Origin of the sequence: Methylobacterium sp. E-065, from assembly GCF_022829605.1 — a bacterium.
In the GTDB taxonomy this organism is placed as follows: Bacteria; Pseudomonadota; Alphaproteobacteria; order Rhizobiales; family Beijerinckiaceae; genus Methylobacterium.
In genome coordinates this window covers 106,927-121,132 of the sequence record NZ_JAKSYD010000112.1, presented here as the reverse complement: position 1 = coordinate 121,132, position 14,206 = coordinate 106,927, and the positions used below count along the sequence as shown (strand labels likewise).

Below are 14,206 nucleotides of genomic sequence, written 5' to 3'. Positions count from 1 at the left end.
GAGCCCCGCCATGCTGGACCTGACCCCGGCGGAGTGGACCGCCGTCGCCCTGAGCCTCAAGGTGGCCGCAGTCGCGACGCTCGCGAGCCTCGGGCCCGGCCTCGCGACCGCATGGCTCCTGGCCCGACGCCGCTTTCCCGGGCGGGCGCTCCTCGACGGGCTCGTCCACCTGCCGCTCATCCTACCCCCTGTGGTGACCGGCTACCTGCTGCTCCTGGCCTTCGGCCGGCGCGGCCCGGTCGGAAGCCTGTTGGCGGAGGTCGGGGTCGTCCTGGCGTTCCGCTGGACCGGGGCGGCTTTGGCCTGCGCGATCATGGGCTTCCCGCTGATGGTGCGGGCCATGCGGCTGTCGATCGAAGCGGTGGATCGCCGGATCGAGCAGGCGGCCGGGACTCTGGGCGCGAGCCCTCTGTCGGTCTTCCTCACCGTCACGCTGCCGCTCAGCCTTCCGGGCTGCATCGCGGGCGCCGTGCTGGCCTTCGCCAAAGCGATGGGGGAATTCGGCGCCACCATCACCTTCGTGTCGAACATCCCGGGCGAGACCCAGACGCTGCCCTCGGCCATCTATACGCTGACCCAGGTTCCAGGCGGGGAGGGGCCTGCGCTCCGCCTCACCCTGGTGTCGATCGCTATCTCGGTGACGGCGCTGCTCGCCTCCGAGTTCCTGGCCAATCGGCTGGGACGAAAGCTGGGCGCGGGCTAGTTGGCCGTTTCAGTCCCGCCCTTCACACAGCCTGCGGCGCGCCCCGTATTATCAGGTCGGCGACCCGTCGGTGCCGGCATACGCGTAGGGGCCGCCCGCCTCCAGGGCTCGGCGATAAGCGGAGCGGGCGTGAACGCGCTCCAGCCACGCCAGGACCCGCGGCCCCACCCCGGTGCCACGGGCCGCGAACGCCTCCAGCGGAAAGCTCATCATGATATCGGCGGCGGTGAAATCCGCGCCGCAGAGATAGGGACCCTCGGCGAGTTCCGAATCCCAGAAGGCCGCATGCCGGCGCAGGTCGGGATCGACGAAGCCACGCAGCACCGTCCCGGCGACCCGGCGAACGAGGGGCCGCAGCAGCCACGGACTACCCGGCGCGAGGCGGGAAAAGATCAGCTTCAGCAGGAGCGGCGGCATCGCCGACCCCTCCGCGTAATGCAACCAATAGATATAGCGCCTGCGGGCCTCCGTCTCGGCCGCCGGCACCAGGGCGCCCCCCGCCTTCTCGGTCAGGTAGGCGACGATCGCCCCGGTCTCCGCGACCACGACCCCGTTGTCGGTGATCACGGGCGCCTTGCCCAGCGGGTGGATGGCGACAAGGTCCGGCGGCGCCCGCATGGTCCGGAGATCGCGCGCATAGCGCTTCACCGTGTAGGCCAGCCCGAGTTCCTCCAGCAGCCAGAGCACGCGCTGCGAGCGGCTGTTTTCAAGATGATGGACCGTGATCATCGCGACTGTGTTCCTGCCGGCGCAGGACCACGCCGCACCGTTGGTTACCCGAGTCGCCGCGCGTGAGCATCCAGGTCGATGTCGCCCTGCGCCGCGGCGCCTTCGCGCTCGACGCGGCCTTCGAGGCCGGGCCGGGGCTGACGGCGCTGTTCGGGCGCTCGGGCTCAGGCAAGACCACGCTGATCGACCTGATCGCCGGGCTCGCCCGGCCCGATCGAGGTCGGATCGTCGTGGACGGCACCACGCTGGTGGATACGCGCACCGGCCTCTTCCTGCCGCCCCATCGCCGACGGGTGGGCGTGGTGTTTCAGGACGCGCGGCTGTTTCCGCATCTCAGCGTACGAACCAACCTCGCCTACGGTCGCGTCTTTGCCCGCCACCGGGCCGACCCCGCGCACCTCGACGCGGTAGTCGGCATGCTCGGCATCGGTCATCTGCTCGACCGCCGGCCCGCCGGGCTCTCCGGCGGCGAGCGCCAGCGGGTCGCCATCGGACGGGCGCTCCTGGCCCGGCCGCGCCTCCTGCTGATGGACGAGCCCCTTGCGGCCCTCGACGAGGCCCGCAAGGCCGAGATCCTCCCTGCGATCGAGCGCCTGCGCGACGAGGCCGGCGTGCCGATCGTCTATGTGAGCCACGCGGTCTCGGAGGTCGCGCGACTCGCTACCACGGTCGTCGTTCTGGAGGCGGGCCACGTGGCCGCCGTCGGGTCCGCGGAAGCGATCCTGCGCCGGGCCGATCTCGCGCCGGTCCACGACGCCGAAGCCGGCGCACTGCTCGACATGGTTGTGGAGGCGATCGATCCGGACACTGGTCTTACGCGCCTTACCGGCGCCGCGGGGCGCCTGCTGGTGCCGGGGCTCGCGCGCCCGATCGGGACGCGCCTGCGCGTGCGTATTCCCGCCCGCGACGTGCTGATTGCGACCACGCCGCCCCGGGGCCTCAGCGCGCGCAACATCCTGGCCGGTCGAATCAGCGGGATGACCGCTTCGGGCACCGAAATGGCCGTGGAGATCGCGTGCAACGACGCGCATCTCGTCGCGCGCATCACCCGGGCGGCCGTCCGCGACCTCGGGCTCACGATCGGGCAGCCGGTCCACGCCATCGTCAAGAGCGTCGCTTTCGACCCCGCTGGAATCGGCGAACTGCGCGCGTCTGTCGCAATCTGAGGCAGCCGAATACCGTTATTAACCGCGCTCTTATTTTGAATACACAACCCTTGGTTAGGATTCGGGCGCCACGATAGATTGAAAGGGAAAATCGAGCACAACTCTTAGAGGTAGACCGATGGGCATCAGACGCCTGCTCCATCGCCCGACAACCGCCGGACTCACCTGCCGCAGCGGCAGCTCCGCGGTGGAGTTCGCCCTCGTGGCACCAATGCTCCTGCTGCTCTTCGCCGGGATCGGCATGCTCGGGATCTGCCTCGGGGCGGCCCACAACCTGCGCCAGATCGCTGCGGAAGCGGCGCGCGCGTCGGTAGCCGGCATCACCGACACGGAGCGTGCGACCCTCGCGCAGAACACCGTGAACCGCAGCCTGAGCACAGGCGCGATGTTCCGGCCGGGCAGCGTTGCCGTGCAGGTCGGATCCGACCCCAACGACGCGACGATCTACACCGTCACGCTCTCCGCCAACACCGCATCCCTGGGCATCAACGCCTTCTCGCGCCTGCTCCCGATGCTGCCCACCATCCTGCGCAGCACCATCAGTGTGAGGAAGGGGGGCCTGTGACCGGCTGGATCACGAGCCGGTTGCACCGCTTCGGCAAGGCTCGGGGCGGCAACGTCGCGATTCTCGTGGCGCTCGGCAGCACGTTCCTGTTGGCGGCCGGCGCCGTTGGGGTCGATCTGGGCCTCGTGTTCCAGGAACGGCGCAAGGCGCAGGCGGCGGCCGACATCGCCGCGATGATGGGGGCGATCGATCCGACCCAGGCCAACACGATGGCGCGCCGATCGCTGGGCGACAACGGCTACGGCAGCGCGGTCGCCACGGTGGATCCCGGCACCTATGACGCGAGCGTACCAGGGGTTGCACCGGCCAACCGCTTTCACCCGGGGTCGAGCCCGGCCAACGCCGTTCGGGTCGGGCTGTCGACGGCGGTACCGATCACCTTCGGACGGACGATCGGGCTTGCCGGGTCGATTCCGCTCCGTGTCGTCGGGACGGCCGCCAGCGCGCAATTCGCGGCCTTCAGCATTGGATCCGGCACGCTCCAAGTCAGCAACGGCATCACCAATGCCTTGCTGGGTGCGATGCTCGGCACACAGCTGTCCTTGAGCGTGAACGACTACAATACGCTTCTCGGCACGCGCGTCGACGGGCTGCGGGTCCTCGATGCCTTGGCGACGAGCCTGAATCTCTCAGCGGCGAACTACGCCGACCTCGCGCAGGCCAATGCCAGCGTCGGGCAGATCCTGATGGCGCTTCGGGTCGCCGCGCAGGGCAACAACGGCGCGGTCAATGCCCTGACGGGCATCCTGAACGCGCTGCCGAATGCCGGTCCGACGGTCCCGATCGGCCAAGTGGATCCCCTCGGCGATGCCGCGGCGCTGGCGCCCCAGAGGGGCCTCGCGGGCGCCACTGTCGATGTGATGAGTGTCCTGGGCGCCACTGCCGCGCTGGCGAATGGCCAGAACCAGGTCTCGGTCGATCTGGGGGCCACGATACCGGGCCTTCTCTCCACCCGCCTGACCGTGGCGATCGGCGAGCGCCGCCGCAGTTCGGGCTGGGTCCGGCCGGGGGGGCCGAACGCGACGATCCAGACGGCGCAGACCCGGCTGCTGATCGAGGCCACGGCCTCCGCCCCCCTCGGGCTTGGAACGCTCACGATACCCATCTACGCCGAGGTCGCCCCCGCGCAGGCGACGCTCCAGGCGCTGAGCTGCATCGGCGGCGCGCGCCAGGTCACGATCAGCGCCCAGACCGGCCTCGCGACCCTGGCGGTGGCCAACGTCCCGCGCAGCGCCATCACCGGCGGCAACACCAGTCCGAACCTGTCGCAGCCGGCAACCTTGATCGCGCTTCCCCTGGTGAACGTGTCGGGACGTGCCGTGATGACCATCGGATCGACCACGCAGACCCTCGTCTTCAACGAGGCCGACATCACCAATCATACGGTGAAGACGGTGTCGTCGAGCGGTTTGACCCAATCCCTTACCGGCAGCCTTCTGGGCAGCCTGGCTTTGAACATCAACGGCATCGGCGTGAGTCCGCTGCTGCAGACGTCGCTCAGCGCGACCTTCGCCGCCCTGGCGCCGACCCTCGACCTCGTCCTGGACAGCACCCTACGAAGTCTCGGCCTGCGCCTCGGCTACGCGGATGTCGACGTGGACGGGGTGCTCTGCAGCCAGGCCGTGCTGGTCCAGTAGGGCCCAACGCGGCTAGCCGATCTGCGTCAGCAGCGTGAACGCGCCGAAGAGCAGCACGGCGCCGACCGACAGGGCCAGCAGGATGAGCGCAGTGCGCGATTCCCGTACTTCCGGCGACATGGGCCTGCCCGATCTCACTGCCTCGTGGCTCGCGATCCCGCGAGACGCCGAGATACGCACCGAAGCCGCCGCCTGTCGACTTGCACCGGCGCCGCGCGCCCGACACCTTGTCTGATCTGACGCCGCGTTTGACCGAACTCGGGGCGCGCGATGGTCTGCCCCAGCAGGAGGTCGATCCGGTGCTCCAGAAGCGGGGCTACCGGGACACGATCAGCTTCGCGCAAACTGTCCCATGGATTGATCCGGACCCGATCGGGATCTGGGCACCAGGACCCGCGGCGGCTCGGTCATCAATGTGGCTTTGACCCTCGGCTGCGCAAGCCCGAGCGCCTTCGCGGGGATGTTCCGCAGACAGGTCGGCGCACCCCCCTCGGCGTTCCGGGCGGAACGCCGACGATCACGGGAACGCGCAGAAATCGGTTGACAGGCGGCACGCGGGGCGCCCAGTTTGTACCGATCGGTACAAACGCTGGAGACGTGAACGATGTCCGACCGTCCGCCCCTTCCCCCCTTCACGGCCGAGACCGCCGCCCAGAAGGCCCGCATGGCCGAGGATGCCTGGAACGGGCGCGATCCCGAGCGCGTCTCGCTCGCCTACACGCCAGACAGCGTCTGGCGGAACCGCAGCGAGTTCCTGACGGGGCGCCAAGCCATCGTGGCGTTCCTCACGCACAAATGGGATCGGGAACTCGAGTATCGGCTGATCAAGGAGGTCTGGACCTTCAGCGGCGATCGGATCGCGGTGCGCTTCGCCTATGAGTGGCACAATGCGGAGGGGCGGTGGTTCCGCTCCTACGGCAACGAGAACTGGGAGTTCGACGCCCACGGCCTGATGCGCCGCCGGATCGCCAGCATCAACGATCTGGCGATCACCAAAGCCGACCGGAAATTTCACTGGCCGCTCGGCCGCCGGCCCGACGATCATCCTGGCCTCACCGATCTCGGCCTCTGACCACAGTGACCGGCCGGGCCGAAACGCTCCAGAGGCTCGCGGAGGTGTTTCGCGAGCACGGCTACGAGGGCGCCAGCCTCGCAACGATCAGCCGAGCCACCGGCCTGGGCAAGGGCAGCCTGTACAACCTTTTCCCCGGCGGGAAGGCCGAGATGGCGGCCTGCGTGCTTGCAGAGATCGACGAGTGGTTCGAGGCCAACCTCTACGCACCCCTTCGCGAGGCGAAACAACCCGCGGAGGCGGTGTCGGTGATGTTCGACGCAGTCGAGACGTATTTCCGCTCCGGCCGGCGGGTCTGCCTTGTGGGGGTCGTGGCGCTCGGCTCGGAGCGCGACCGCTTCGGCGAGGCGGTGCGGAGCTACTTTGCGCGCTGGGTAGCGGCCCTGGCCGGCGCCCTCGAGCGGTCGGGCCGGGACATCGCGGGAAGCACGGCCCTCGCGGAGGAGATCGTCGCCCAGATCCAGGGGGCCATCGTTCTGGCCCGCGCCCTTGACGATCCCGCCGTTTTCACCCGTACCATAACGGCGCTTCGAGCCAGAGCCGCCTGAGCGAACTCAGCCATGCTCTTCCGCAATACGGCCGTGGGATCAAGCGCGGGTCCCTTCGCGCGGGCGGGAGAGGGACAGGGTGAGGGGTGCGACCCCTCGGGAGAGACCTGACCCCTAACCCCAACCCTCTCCCGCACGGGAGAGGGGACAGTTGCGGTTGGCAGGGACGGATTTGTAAACCTCGCAAGAGCCGCCGTGGCGGCCCCGAGCCTCAGGCGGCCGTGCGGCGCTCGACCATGCGGGCCAGGAACGCGCTGCCGACCGGGATGATCGAATCATCGAAGTTGTAGCCGGCATTGTGCAAGCCGGGGCCTGGATTGGCGCCGAGCCAGACATAGGCACCGGGCACCGCCATGGTCATGTCGGCGAAATCCTCGCTGCCCATCTTGGGCGTGACGTTCGGCTCGACCTTGTCGGCACCGAGGAGTTCGGTCGCGATCTCGGTGGCGGCCGCAGCCTGCTCCGGGGCGTTCTCCAGCACCGAGAACACGTCCTGCAGATCGACCGTGACCTCGGCGCCGTAGGCCGTGCCGAAGCCCGCCGCCAGCTCGCGCATGCGGGTGCCGGCGAGCGCGCGGATCTCCGGATCGAAGGTGCGGATCGTGCCGGCGAGATGCGCGGTCTCCGGGATCACGTTGTAGGCCGAGCCGGCCTCGATCCGGGTGATCGACAGCACGATCGACTTCAGCGGATCGGCATTGCGCGACACGATCGATTGCAGCGCCTGAGCGAGGCCGGTGGCAACGATGATCGGATCGGTGCCCCGATGCGGCTGAGCGGCGTGGATGCCCTTGCCGCGGATGTGGATGTCGAAGAAGTCGGCCGCCGCCATGATCGGGCCGGGGCGCAGCTTGATCGTGCCGGCGCCGCCGCCTGGCTGGTTGTGCAGGCCGTAGATCTCGTCACAGGGGAAGCGCTCGAACAGCCCGTCCTTCAGCATCGCCCGGGCGCCGCCGCGGCCCTCCTCGGCGGGCTGGAACACGAACACCGCGGTGCCGTCGAAGTTGCGCCTCTCCGCGAGGTAGCGAGCGGCGCCGAGCAACATCGTGGTGTGACCGTCATGCCCGCAGGCGTGCATCTTGCCCGCATAGGTTGAGCGATAGGGGAGGTTGGTCTCCTCCTCGATGGGAAGGGCGTCCATGTCGGCGCGCAGGCCGATCCGGCGCCCGTTGTCTGTGCGGCCCTTGAGCAGGCCCACCACACCGGTGCCGCCGATTCCGCGATGCACCTCGCAGCCGAGCTTCTCCAGCATGTCGGCAACGATACCGGACGTGCGCACCTCCTCGAAACCGAGCTCCGGATGGGCATGGAGATCGCGGCGCAAGGCCGTCAGCTCGTCGGCATAGGCTTTGATGTGGTCGATCGGACTCATGTCTTACGCACTCTCGGGGTCGGGTGTTGGGGAGGGTGCCGGGCCGCTGCAGGTTTCCCCCGTCTCCGTGCGCCGGAACGGCGTCAGGGTGTCGAGGACGTCCACCGCCTCGGCGACGTGGGCGCGTTCCCGCTGCAAGTAATCGGCCACCGCGCGGCGCAGCGCCGGGTCGGCAATATCGTGGGCGGAGTGCATCAGCACCGGCCGGTAGCCCCGAGCGAGCTTGTGCTCCCCCTGCGCACCCGCCTCGACCCGCTTCAGACCCCGGGCAATCGCGAAATCGATCGCCTGATAGTAGCAGACCTCGAAATGCAGGAACGGGATGTCCTCGATGCAGCCCCAGTTGCGGCCGTAGAGCGCCGTATCGCCGATCAGGTTGATGGCACCCGCGATGTAGTCCCCCGCGCGCTTGGCCATCACGAGGAGCACGCGGTCGGCCATGCGCTCCGACAGCAACGTGAAGAACTTCCGGTTGAGGTAGGGCCGGCCCCATTTCCGCGAGCCCGTGTCCGTGTAGAACGCATAGAACGCGTCCCAGTGTGCCTCGGTGATGTCCGCACCGGTCAGATGCTCAACCGTGATGCCGGGGGCCAGCGCGTCGCGGCGCTCCTTGCGGATGTTCTTGCGCTTCCGGGAGGCCAGGGCGGCAAGGAAGTCGTCGAACGTGGCGTAGCCGTCGTTCTCCCAGTGGAACTGCTGGTCGGTGCGTTGCAGGAAGCCCGCGGCGCCGGCCCGGTCCCACTCGGCCTCGCGCATGAAGGTCACGTGGATCGAGGAGGCCTTGGTCTCGCCCCGGAGTGCCCGCAGGCCCGCGACGAGACCGGCCGTGGCCTCGTCCGGATCGGCTCCCGGAGCGATCAGGAAGCGCGGTCCGGTCACTGGCGTGAACGGGATGCTGACCTGGAGTTTCGGGTAATAGGACCCGCCGGCGCGCTCGTAGGCATCGGCCCAGCCGTGGTCGAACACGTATTCGCCCTGGCTGTGCGATTTCAGGTAGCAGGGCACGACTCCGAGCCGCTCGCCATCGCGCTCCACGGAGACATGGAGCGGTAGCCAGCCGGTCCGGCGCGAGACGCAGCCGGAATCCTCGAGCGCCGACAGGAAGGCGTGGGAGACGAACGGGTTGTGGGTCTCGTCGCCCGCTGCCAGAGTTTCGGCGGAGAAGGCGCAGGCATCCCATTCCGCCGCGCCGATCTCCTTCAGTCCGGGCAGCGCCCGCACGGTGAGCGTGGGGGTTTCCGGCGTCGGCCCGGGTTCTTGCTTCATAGACCCGAATCTAATCCCTGCCGGGACAGGAGCAAGCGGACGGATGCGCGCGGTGAAAGGAACGCCTTGTGATGAAAGCGACGGGGTCGCACGATCTCCGGATGTCGGCCAGGGACAAATCAGGAGCTAGTGTGACTCGCCCGCGGACAGACCTTCGGTTCCGTAGGGCACCTGAACGGCGCCCCCCGGACGACTTTGTCGAGGATATTCTGTGCGAAATGAGCAACCTCGATGCGCAGGATACAGACGTTCCGGGCACAATTTCCATTTCGACAGCGCTCGGCGCGCATGGGCCGCGCGTGAAATGGTATCCGGGCCGGGCCGGACGGACCTTGCCCTGCCTGATCGTTTCCGTCGAAGTCGATCTCAAGGTACGGGACGATTTCATTCAAACGCCCGTCTCCCGGGCAGCCGCACCGCAGGTGATCGCCTGGGTGCACCTGAACCACGCCGTGTTGCTCAACTTCTGGATCAATGGCGCGTCGTGGAGCCGCCGGGAAGTCTCGACCTTCCTCGACGGGCTGCGCAAGCTGCCTTGAACTTCCGTTCAGATAGCCGTGCCCCGAGCGGCTACTCCCGTTTCTGATTGGGCGCGTTCCTGGCTCGGGCCCATCAGTCGCTCAGGCGGCTGACGCAGATTAGGTCGTCGCTTCCCTTGCAGTCGAGGTAACCCTTCAGGACCTTGATCCGCTGGTCAGTCAGTCCCTTGAGGCAGCCGTTGTACTCCATCGCGTAGGCGGAGCCGCCATCGAGGCCCATGCTTTCGAGGGCGCAGGTGGCGTCCCGAAACGGCAGCCAAGCCTTCTGAGCCGCGCGCAGGTTGTCCTTCGCCTTCGGGCCGATCTTGTTCATCAGCTGGCCATAGACGGCGTTCAGCGCCTTATCGGCAGCCCCATAATCGGCTGCCGCACATTCGTTGAGATCCGCCTGGGTGGGGCGCTCGCACGGGTCGGCCGCCGATGCAGGGGTCGCTGCGAACAGGAGCACGGTGACGGCCGCCACCCTGCAGAGCCGAACCCTTCGCGGGGGCATCTCGGTCGAATGGCGTGTGACGGCTTTCATCTGAAGAGCTCGAAACGGATGGTCCGTAGGAAAATTTACGGCACGAACCCCTCGAACACCATCTGGTCCGCGTGTGCGCCCGCACGGGCGCGCTGATCCGCGGTCCGCACCGTCCAGGCCATCACGGGGAACTGCCCAAGCAGCCGGCACAGGTAGGTCGGCGCGCAGGGGAGGTCGTCGACCCGCCAGGACAGGAAGTCGGGCCGGGTCTCAGCGAAGTGCAGAAGGTCGGACAGCGCCCGGCGCAGGCTCGGCGGCAGCGCCGCGTAGACCGGATCGTCCTGCGTCGTCTCCGCCACGATCCCCCGGGGAATCGTCGGGCACAGGTCGCGCAGGGCCCCGACCACCTGCGGGTCGAAGGATTTGAGCGCCACCGGCCCGTCATAGGCGGCCGCCACCTCGGCGGCGCGGGTGGCGAGCCGCAGGTCGCCGTCGTAGCGAGACTTCACCTCGATGATCACGGGCACCGCCCCGCCGATGGCTGCCAGGAAGGCCGACAGGGTCGGGATCGTCTCCGCGGTCCCGGCGATCGCCAGAGACGCGAGATCGGCGGCCGAACGCTCGGCCACCGCCTCGCTCGCTCCGGTCAGACGGCCGAGCGCGGCGTCGTGGAACACCATCGCCTCGCCGTCGCGGCTGAGCTGCACGTCGCACTCGATGGCGAAGCCGCCCGCAACGGCCGCCCGGGCCGCGGCCAGTGTGTTCTCTGGCCGGCCCGCAGCCCGGTCGTGCAGCCCGCGATGGGCGATCGGACGCGCGGTCAGCCAGGCGGGAGCCGCCACTGTCAGCGGACCTCGAACATCGCCTCGACCTCGACGGCGGCGTCGAGGGGGAGTTCGGCGACGCCGACCGTGGAACGGGCGTGCCGGCCCCGGTCGCCCAGCAGCTCGACCATCAGGTCGGAGGCGCCGTTCATCACCCCGGCCACCGCCGAGAAGCCCGGCGCCGCGTTGATGAAGCCGCCGAGCCTGACGCACTGCTCCACGGCGCGGTCGAGGTCGCCCACCGCGGCCTCGAGCTGGGCGAGGACGTTGAGCGCGCAGAGCCGGGCGGCCGCCTTGCCGGCCTCCGCCGAGACGTTGCCACCAACCTTGCCCTTATGCTCCGCCGCGATGGCGCCGTCGGCGCCGAAGCAGACCTGGCCGGAGATCACCACGAGGTTGCCGCTGCGGACGAACGGCACGTAATTCGCCACTGGCGCAGCAGCTTTCGGCAGGGTGAGACCGAGCGTCTGCAGGCGTTCCTTGATCGTGCTCATCGGAGGCTCCGTCGCTGATCGAAATCCGCCGGAGCAGGAGCATGGCCGGACCCTTTCAGGCAAGGGGTGCCGCCCATGCGACGGGTAGAATTTGGGTGTTCCGAAGCATCGCGCAGACCTGCCGCGCGGATGCGGTGAACATTGAATCGTTGACAGGGCCGCGCGCTTTCATAGTAATCGCGCGCGTGCCGCCCCTGACTGAGGCGGCAATTTCATTTGGAGCCGGCTAACGCTTGCTCCGGGATCGATCGATAAACGGAGATGGCATCCGTGACGTCAGCCCTTCTGCCGACTTATGTCCGCGCGCCGCTCGCCTTCGAGCGCGGCGAAGGCGCTTGGCTCGTTACGGAGGGCGGCGAGCGATACCTCGATTTCGGCGCCGGCATCGCGGTGAACGCGCTGGGCCACGCCCATCCCCACTTGGTCGGTGCGCTGACCGAGCAGGCGAATCGGATCTGGCACACCTCGAACCTGTTCGAGATTCCCGGCGGCGAGCGCCTCGGCCAGCGCTTCGCGGAGGCGACCTTCGCCGACGTGGTGTTCTTCTGCAACTCGGGGGCCGAGGCCAACGAGGCGGCGATCAAGATCGCCCGGAAGTACCACGCGGTCGGCGGCCATCCGGAGCGCTACCGCATCGTGACCTTCGCGGGCGCCTTCCACGGGCGGACGCTGGCGACGCTCGCGGCCGGCGGGCAGCAGAAATACATGGAGGGCTTCGGGCCCAAGGTGGAGGGGTTCGATCAGGTCCCCGCCGGGGACTGGGCGGCCCTCGAAGCGGTGATCGGACCGGAGACGGCCGCGCTGATGATCGAGCCGATCCAGGGCGAGGGCGGCGTGCGGGTGATCCCCCACGCCGATCTCCGGCGCCTGCGCGCGATTTGCGACGCCAACGGCCTGCTCCTGATCATGGACGAGGTCCAGACCGGAATCGGCCGCACCGGCAAGCTGTTCGCCCATGAATGGTCGGGCATCACCCCAGACATCATGAGCGCCGCCAAGGGCATCGGCGGCGGCTTCCCGATGGGCGCCTGCCTCGCCACGCGCGAGGCCGCCCGGGGCATGACCGCGGGAACGCACGGCACAACCTTTGGTGGCAACCCGCTCGCCATGGCGGTGGGCAACGCGGTGCTGGACGTGGTGCTGGGCGAAGGCTTCCTCGATCAGGTCGCCCATTCCGGCCTGTTGCTCAAGCAGAAGCTCGCAGCACTTCGCGATCGGCATCCGCATGTCTTCGAAGAGATCCGCGGCGAGGGGCTGATGCTCGGCCTCAAGCTCGGCGTACCGAACACCGATTTCGCCGCTGCGGCGCGCAACGTGCATCTGCTGGTGATCCCGGCGGGCGACAACATCGTCCGCCTGCTGCCGCCGCTGACCATCGGCGCGGCCGAGATCGACGCGGCGGTCCAGCGCCTGGAGGCGGCGGCATCCGAATTCGAGGCCGTGCGCGGCGCGGCCGAGTAGGCCCAAGCCGGGGACCCATGAACACCGCCCGCCGCCCCGCGGCGGGCGGTCCGAAGCGTTTCCGGACACGGTCGATTCCGCCGTGCCTGACGGAAATGCCCCTACAAGGAGGTAGAGTACGGTTCATGATCAGGTGATCGTTGAGCGGACTCTAGTTATTGTGACGCGATGAAAGCCCAGATGAACGGCCGGGCGAAGGCCCAGGCCCCGCACCCGAACAGTGCCGGCCCCCGTCATTTCCTCGACCTCAAGGATTTCTCCGGGGCGGAGCTGCGCCGGGTCCTCGATGCCAGCGCCGCCATCAAGGCGGTGCGCCGCAAGGGCGAGCGCGCCGCCGAGCGTCCGCTCACGGGCAAGACCCTGGCGATGGTGTTCGACCGGCCCTCGACCCGCACCCGTGTTTCGTTCGACGTGGCGATGCGCGAGCTCGGGGGCGAGACGCTGATGCTCACGGGTTCCGAGATGCAGCTCGGCCGGGGCGAGACGATCGGCGACACCGCGCAGGTGCTGTCGCGCTTCGTCGACGCGATCATGATCCGCATCCTCGATCACGGGCAGATGCTGGAACTGGCCGAGCACGCCACCGTGCCGGTGATCAACGCGCTGACCAAGGTCTCGCATCCCTGCCAGATCATGGCGGACGTGCTGACCTTCGAGGAGCATCGCGGACCGATCCAGGGCCGGACCGTGGCGTGGTCGGGGGATGCCAACAACGTTCTGGAGAGCTGGGTCCACGCGGCGGCCCGGTTCGACTTCACCCTCAACGTGGCCAGCCCGCCCGAGCTGGCGCCCCCAGCCGCACTGATCGCCTGGGCCAAGCAGGAGGGCGCGAGGCTCAACGTCACCACGGATGCCTTCGCGGCCGTGGATGGCGCGGATGCGGTCGTCACCGATTGCTGGGTCTCCATGGGCGACGACGACGAGGCCCACCGGCACAACCTGCTGAGCCCGTATCAGGTCAACGCCAAGCTGATGGCGGCGGCCAAGCCGGACGCGATCTTCATGCATTGCCTGCCGGCCCATCGCGGCGAGGAGGTGACCGCCGAGGTGATGGACGGCCCGCGCTCCGTGGTGTTCGACGAGGCCGAAAACCGCCTCCACGCGCAGAAGGGCATCCTGGCTTGGTGCCTACGCGCCAGCGGCCTCTGAATTCGGGCTCGCGCCCGCGGCTTGGGCGCACCATATAGGATCGAGCGGGCGGCATGCGCGGCCCGTATCCCCATCACGGCTGCCGACAGGTGGCATCCCGGCGACGGGCGTGGCGCTGCGCGCCCGTTCAGCCGCAGGGCCCGGGCGGGGTGAGGGATCGTTCCACTCAGGTCAGCCCCTCACGACGCTCGGCCCGCCGCGACGACGGATCCCCGTCT

The 14,206-nt window shown here is 68.8% G+C and carries 15 protein-coding genes; 9 read left to right on the top strand and 6 right to left on the bottom strand.

Annotated elements, in window-relative coordinates; translation table 11 throughout:
- The first annotated feature begins 10 nt into the window (after positions 1–10).
- On the top strand, positions 11–703 hold the full coding sequence (gene modB, locus MKK84_RS13815) for a molybdate ABC transporter permease subunit (RefSeq protein ID WP_243920507.1): 693 nt from the start codon (positions 11–13) through the stop codon (positions 701–703).
- Between the two features lie 51 nt (positions 704–754).
- Here modB and MKK84_RS13810 read toward each other — a convergent pair whose 3' ends face one another.
- Positions 755–1,432: a glutathione S-transferase gene (locus MKK84_RS13810; RefSeq protein ID WP_243920506.1), complete on the bottom strand. Its 678-nt coding sequence runs from the start codon at positions 1,430–1,432 to the stop codon at positions 755–757.
- Between the two features lie 62 nt (positions 1,433–1,494).
- Here MKK84_RS13810 and modC point away from each other — a divergent pair, with 62 nt between their 5' ends.
- The 5 genes from modC to MKK84_RS13785 all read left to right on the top strand — a co-directional run bounded on the left by modC (position 1,495) and on the right by MKK84_RS13785 (position 6,420).
- Complete coding sequence (gene modC, locus MKK84_RS13805; RefSeq protein ID WP_243920505.1) at positions 1,495–2,598, top strand: molybdenum ABC transporter ATP-binding protein; 1,104 nt, start codon at positions 1,495–1,497, stop codon at positions 2,596–2,598.
- Positions 2,599–2,716: 118 nt separating this feature from the next.
- A complete protein-coding gene (locus MKK84_RS13800) occupies positions 2,717–3,163 on the top strand; it encodes a TadE family protein (RefSeq protein WP_243920504.1) in 447 nt (148 codons plus the stop codon).
- Positions 3,160–4,800 (top strand): TadG family pilus assembly protein, encoded by a 1,641-nt coding sequence (locus tag MKK84_RS13795; protein WP_243920503.1) that lies wholly within the window; start codon positions 3,160–3,162, stop codon positions 4,798–4,800. The genes MKK84_RS13800 and MKK84_RS13795 overlap by 4 nt, the downstream gene beginning before the upstream one ends.
- A 604-nt stretch (positions 4,801–5,404) precedes the next feature.
- A complete protein-coding gene (locus MKK84_RS13790; RefSeq protein ID WP_243920502.1) occupies positions 5,405–5,872 on the top strand; it encodes a DUF1348 family protein in 468 nt (155 codons plus the stop codon).
- A gap of 5 nt (positions 5,873–5,877) precedes the next feature.
- The gene (locus tag MKK84_RS13785; RefSeq protein ID WP_243920501.1) at positions 5,878–6,420 is read left to right on the top strand and encodes a TetR/AcrR family transcriptional regulator; all 543 of its coding nucleotides are present in this window, start codon (positions 5,878–5,880) and stop codon (positions 6,418–6,420) included.
- A gap of 211 nt (positions 6,421–6,631) precedes the next feature.
- On the opposite strand, the gene MKK84_RS13780 is transcribed toward MKK84_RS13785, so the two are convergent.
- Both MKK84_RS13780 and MKK84_RS13775 read right to left on the bottom strand, forming a co-directional pair.
- Positions 6,632–7,792 (bottom strand): M20 aminoacylase family protein, encoded by a 1,161-nt coding sequence (locus tag MKK84_RS13780; protein WP_243920500.1) that lies wholly within the window; start codon positions 7,790–7,792, stop codon positions 6,632–6,634.
- A gap of 3 nt (positions 7,793–7,795) precedes the next feature.
- A complete protein-coding gene (locus MKK84_RS13775) occupies positions 7,796–9,058 on the bottom strand; it encodes a GNAT family N-acetyltransferase (protein WP_243920499.1) in 1,263 nt (420 codons plus the stop codon).
- Between the two features lie 218 nt (positions 9,059–9,276).
- On the opposite strand from MKK84_RS13775, the gene MKK84_RS13770 reads away from it, so the two are divergent.
- Positions 9,277–9,597, top strand: coding sequence for a hypothetical protein (locus MKK84_RS13770; RefSeq protein ID WP_243920498.1), 321 nt, complete (start codon positions 9,277–9,279; stop codon positions 9,595–9,597).
- 73 nt (positions 9,598–9,670) lie between these two features.
- On the opposite strand, the gene MKK84_RS13765 is transcribed toward MKK84_RS13770, so the two are convergent.
- The 3 genes from MKK84_RS13765 to MKK84_RS13755 are packed head-to-tail and all read right to left on the bottom strand — an operon-like array spanning position 9,671 to position 11,378.
- The gene (locus MKK84_RS13765; RefSeq protein WP_243920497.1) at positions 9,671–10,120 is read right to left on the bottom strand and encodes a lysozyme inhibitor LprI family protein; all 450 of its coding nucleotides are present in this window, start codon (positions 10,118–10,120) and stop codon (positions 9,671–9,673) included.
- A 35-nt stretch (positions 10,121–10,155) separates the two neighbouring features.
- Complete coding sequence (locus tag MKK84_RS13760) at positions 10,156–10,902, bottom strand: glycerophosphodiester phosphodiesterase family protein (RefSeq protein WP_243920496.1); 747 nt, start codon at positions 10,900–10,902, stop codon at positions 10,156–10,158.
- 2 nt (positions 10,903–10,904) lie between these two features.
- On the bottom strand, positions 10,905–11,378 hold the full coding sequence (locus MKK84_RS13755; RefSeq protein ID WP_243920495.1) for a RidA family protein: 474 nt from the start codon (positions 11,376–11,378) through the stop codon (positions 10,905–10,907).
- A 270-nt stretch (positions 11,379–11,648) separates the two neighbouring features.
- On the opposite strand from MKK84_RS13755, the gene MKK84_RS13750 reads away from it, so the two are divergent.
- Together MKK84_RS13750 and argF are read left to right on the top strand one after the other, a co-directional pair.
- A complete protein-coding gene (locus tag MKK84_RS13750; protein ID WP_243920494.1) occupies positions 11,649–12,839 on the top strand; it encodes an aspartate aminotransferase family protein in 1,191 nt (396 codons plus the stop codon).
- A gap of 168 nt (positions 12,840–13,007) precedes the next feature.
- Positions 13,008–13,988 (top strand): ornithine carbamoyltransferase, encoded by a 981-nt coding sequence (gene argF, locus MKK84_RS13745; RefSeq protein WP_243920493.1) that lies wholly within the window; start codon positions 13,008–13,010, stop codon positions 13,986–13,988.
- The last annotated feature ends 218 nt before the right edge of the window (positions 13,989–14,206 follow it).

What these genes read in the sequence shown, in the direction of transcription:
- MKK84_RS13810 (WP_243920506.1), bottom strand. Translation starts at nt 1,432, where the DNA reads ATGATCACGGTCCATCATCTTGAAAACAGCCGCTCGCAGCGCGTGCTC.
- MKK84_RS13770 (WP_243920498.1), top strand. Translation starts at nt 9,277, where the DNA reads ATGAGCAACCTCGATGCGCAGGATACAGACGTTCCGGGCACAATTTCC.
- modB (WP_243920507.1), top strand. Translation starts at nt 11, where the DNA reads ATGCTGGACCTGACCCCGGCGGAGTGGACCGCCGTCGCCCTGAGCCTC.
- MKK84_RS13790 (WP_243920502.1), top strand. Translation starts at nt 5,405, where the DNA reads ATGTCCGACCGTCCGCCCCTTCCCCCCTTCACGGCCGAGACCGCCGCC.
- MKK84_RS13800 (WP_243920504.1), top strand. Translation starts at nt 2,717, where the DNA reads ATGGGCATCAGACGCCTGCTCCATCGCCCGACAACCGCCGGACTCACC.
- MKK84_RS13765 (WP_243920497.1), bottom strand. Translation starts at nt 10,120, where the DNA reads ATGAAAGCCGTCACACGCCATTCGACCGAGATGCCCCCGCGAAGGGTT.
- MKK84_RS13755 (WP_243920495.1), bottom strand. Translation starts at nt 11,378, where the DNA reads ATGAGCACGATCAAGGAACGCCTGCAGACGCTCGGTCTCACCCTGCCG.
- MKK84_RS13775 (WP_243920499.1), bottom strand. Translation starts at nt 9,058, where the DNA reads ATGAAGCAAGAACCCGGGCCGACGCCGGAAACCCCCACGCTCACCGTG.
- argF (WP_243920493.1), top strand. Translation starts at nt 13,008, where the DNA reads ATGAAAGCCCAGATGAACGGCCGGGCGAAGGCCCAGGCCCCGCACCCG.
- MKK84_RS13780 (WP_243920500.1), bottom strand. Translation starts at nt 7,792, where the DNA reads ATGAGTCCGATCGACCACATCAAAGCCTATGCCGACGAGCTGACGGCC.